Genomic DNA, 3,213 nt, shown 5'->3' on the forward strand with positions numbered 1-3,213 from the left:
GTTCACCCCGGAGAAGCGCAGCGAGGAGCACGGCAGCTACATTATCGAATCCCTCGAAACAGGCCGTGTGTACCGAGGTCACTTCAATGTCGTCAACAACGGCGCGATCCCGAATCTGGCCGCTGATGCCATTGTGGAAGTGCCCGGCTACGTGGACCGCAACGGCATCAATATCCCGATTGTGGGAGATCTGCCCCTCGCCTGCGCCGCGACCTGTACGGCGAGCATCAATGTCCAGCGGATGTCCGTGCAGGCGGCGATCTCCGGCGATAGAACTCTGCTCAAGCAAGCCCTCCTCCACGACCCGCTCACCGGCGCGGTCTGCGATCCGGAAGAAATCTGGCAGATGACGGACCAGATGCTGGTCGCGCAGGCCGAGTGGCTCCCGCAGTACCAGAAAAGTGGTGCCATTGAGGCGGCGCAAGCCGAGCTAGAAGCACAGACCGCCAACGGAACACGCGTGCATCGCATGGTCGGCTTCAAAGGCACGGCGCGTCTGCACACCAAAACGGTAGAAGAAATGGCCGCCGCCAAAGACGAAGCCCGCAAGAACGCTCAGGCCGCCGATAAAGGCAAGATGACGACCAACGCGTAGCATCCATCCCCCGGCCCCCTTCCTTCGCTTGAAACCCGACTTCGTCAGGACGAAGGAATGGGTTTGCCGCCCCATGAAATGGGGCGTCTGCAATGGCGCAAGCACCGCAAAGCCCGTTCCGGGCTAGGGAATAGCTCGGTAGCCCGGAACGGGCTTCGCAGCCGAAGGCTATTGCAGACGCCGATTTTAATCGGCGGAGAGCGAGGCGGATCGGCGATTCGTGATGAGAAAGTGAAGCGGGCTATCGCGGCTCTGGGGCGCTACCGACACTGGGATAAGGAAGTTTATTTTTGATATACTTTCCTTACCATGATAACGCCCTTAGAAGACCGCGTCGCACGACTAGAAGCGGAAGTGGAGAAGCTCCGCAAGGCACACCCCGTGCTCCCCTCTGAAAAGCCCTGGTGGGAGCGGGTTCAGGGAATGTTCAAAGACAGCCCCGACTTCGACGAAGCCACCCGCCTAGGCCGTGAGTACCGCAATCTCTTTTGAGGAACAGACGCGGGGCTGGCTGGCACACATTGCTCAGCAAACAGCAACAGCAAGCCAGATTCGTGCCTATGGAGAGCTGAAGCGCCTCTTCCAGAGCTACTGTTTTATCACTGTCGTAGATTTTGGCAGTATCGCGAACCTCCAAATCGAAGACTGGAGCATCTAATCTCTAGATGTGGAGCGACTCATCAGTCCCGTAGCGTGGGTCGCGGGGATAGACCCAGTCAATGTAGTCGGTGTCCACCGTCTCGCCACCGAGCTGATCCACTAAGAGCACGATCTGGCCACGGTGGTAGCAGGTGTGGCCGTTGAGTTGGATAATCTGGCCCTCCGTCAGCACGCGGTAGGTGTTGCCATCGGCCTCCGTAAAGGTAAAAGTCGCCTGAAGCTGATCCTCAGCAAGCGCGGCGAGATAGGCAACCCAGCGCTGCTCGATTGCGGCGTAGCGGGGGCGTAGCGACTCCAGCGCTGTATCCGTCTCGAACCAGAGAGCAATTTCGCGTTCCTCCCCCGCCATCCAGGTCAGCCAGTTCTCACGGCACGCCGCCAGGTGCGCGGCAAGGTTCAGGGCGCGCTGGAAACGAGGGTCGGTGCGGCTGATTTCGGGGATGGACTCGATCATGGTAAGCATCTGCGCATTGGCAGAGCACTCGTAGTCGTAGAGTTCCCGGTAGCGGGTAATCAGTATCATAAACATTAGTTTGCCAGGAACAAAGCAAATTCCTTCGTCTTTGTGGTGGAGACAAAAAAATAAATTATCGTCCCCTGTTCTTTCTCATTTCTGTCCCCATTTCCGTCCCTTGGGGGATGAAATACTGGGGCATCATGAAAAACACGACACTGTATTTTGCACTCACGCTCTCCCTGGTCGGGGGAGCACTGGCCGCGCCGCAGGTCGGCAGGAAAGAAACCACGACCACCAAGGCCGATGTCAATCCTCCCGTAAGCAAGTTGCTCACCCCGAAGGAGAAAGTTGAGCACTTCTGGGACAACCTTCCTAAGATGCGCATGGACAAGCCCATTGATAATCCCAAGCCCAAAGGGGGGGATACTGACCGCAAGGGCGACTATATTACTACCACCTACACCCTCGCCTCGACACCCAAGGAGCTCGTGAGCATGGGCGAGGTCTCCGCGCTCTGGCTGGGAGCGATGCTTAGCGAGCGTGGCGTTCGCAAGGGCGGCAACGATGTCACCGAGATCCCCATCCCTGGCGCGATGCGTGCTCCGCTGGAGCTGACATTCTCTAGCCTGGGCGGCGGCAGTAAGATCGTCAATTACCCCACCAAAGGCGATGTGAAGAACACCATCAACTCTCTTCTTACCGGAGCGGTCAAGCAAAAGAAAGCCTGGGGCGATCCCAACAATCTCTCGGAGGCCTATAGCTTTGAGGTGGTAGAGAACCAGAACGAGACCCAGACCGCCCTCAAGCTCGGAATCAATGTTCGTTACATGAGTACCGAGGTCAAGAGTGGCCTGAGCATGGAGAAGTCGAGCGGACAGCACACTGTTACTGCTGCCTTTATCGAGCGAGCCTTTACCCTCACGGCGCGCCCCGGGGCGAAGGATAAGTACAAGCTCGCCGACCGCTGGGTCACCCCCACGTTTACCATGGATGTCGCAAATAACCTGAAAGACAACGGCTTTATCGGCGACGACAATGTCCCCTGCTATGTCTCAGGAATCACCTACGGGCGGAGACTCATCTTTAGTATGAGCTCTCGTTTTAGCGCCTCGCAGATAAAGTTCGCACTCCAAGCCGCCTACAAAGGCGTGGCGGTTAAAGCAAAGCTGGATGTCGAGGCGGAGAAAGTGCTCAAGGACAGCGAGACGACGATCAAAGTCGCAGGACAGGGCGGCCCCAGCCCGGATAAGCTCAAAAACTTGCTACTCAAAGGCGATCTGGGTGCCTACTTCGCCACGGCTCCCACTCCTGGGCAGCTCGTCCCCATCTCCTATGAGATTCGCTCCGTTACTGACGATGCCCCGGTAATTGTTCTCCAGACGGATAAGTACACCGAGACCCAGTACATTGGCAACGCCACGGGCCGGCGCTACCAGATCACAGCCTACGCAAAGCTGACCTCACGGCCCGAAGTCACCAACGCCAACGGCGAGATCTACGG

The 3,213-nt window shown here is 57.7% G+C and carries 5 protein-coding genes and 1 pseudogene; 5 read left to right on the forward strand and 1 reads right to left on the reverse strand.

Annotation, left to right across the window (positions count from 1 at the left end; genetic code table 11):
- The 4 genes and pseudogenes from ACH2EH_RS20185 to ACH2EH_RS20200 all read left to right on the forward strand — a co-directional run.
- A pseudogene (locus ACH2EH_RS20185) lies at nt 1-595 on the forward strand (alpha-glucosidase/alpha-galactosidase); the annotation flags it as partial.
- Between the two features lie 78 nt (nt 596-673).
- Nucleotides 674-889: a hypothetical protein gene (locus ACH2EH_RS20190; RefSeq protein WP_395144519.1), complete on the forward strand. Its 216-nt coding sequence runs from the start codon at nt 674-676 to the stop codon at nt 887-889.
- 15 nt (nt 890-904) lie between these two features.
- Entirely contained in the window at nt 905-1,087 is a 183-nt protein-coding gene (locus tag ACH2EH_RS20195; RefSeq protein WP_395144521.1) for a hypothetical protein, read from the forward strand.
- Nucleotides 1,065-1,253: a hypothetical protein gene (locus tag ACH2EH_RS20200; protein ID WP_395144523.1), complete on the forward strand. Its 189-nt coding sequence runs from the start codon at nt 1,065-1,067 to the stop codon at nt 1,251-1,253. Before ACH2EH_RS20195 ends, ACH2EH_RS20200 begins: the two co-directional genes overlap by 23 nt.
- 3 nt (nt 1,254-1,256) lie before the next feature.
- On the opposite strand, the gene ACH2EH_RS20205 is transcribed toward ACH2EH_RS20200, so the two are convergent.
- Nucleotides 1,257-1,778 (reverse strand): DinB family protein, encoded by a 522-nt coding sequence (locus ACH2EH_RS20205; protein WP_395144525.1) that lies wholly within the window; start codon nt 1,776-1,778, stop codon nt 1,257-1,259.
- A gap of 134 nt (nt 1,779-1,912) precedes the next feature.
- Between ACH2EH_RS20205 and ACH2EH_RS20210 the strand changes: the two genes are divergently transcribed.
- A partial coding sequence (locus tag ACH2EH_RS20210) for a thiol-activated cytolysin family protein (RefSeq protein ID WP_395144527.1) occupies nt 1,913-3,213 on the forward strand: 1,301 nt, incomplete at its 3' end.

This window comes from Armatimonas sp., from assembly GCF_043760365.1.
GTDB lineage: Bacteria > Armatimonadota > Armatimonadia > Armatimonadales > Armatimonadaceae > Armatimonas.

Excerpts from the sequence above, each read along its gene's own strand:
- ACH2EH_RS20190 (WP_395144519.1), top strand. The coding sequence starts at position 674 with ATGGGGCGTCTGCAATGGCGCAAGCACCGCAAAGCCCGTTCCGGGCTA.
- ACH2EH_RS20195 (WP_395144521.1), top strand. The coding sequence starts at position 905 with ATGATAACGCCCTTAGAAGACCGCGTCGCACGACTAGAAGCGGAAGTG.
- ACH2EH_RS20205 (WP_395144525.1), bottom strand. The coding sequence starts at position 1,778 with ATGATACTGATTACCCGCTACCGGGAACTCTACGACTACGAGTGCTCT.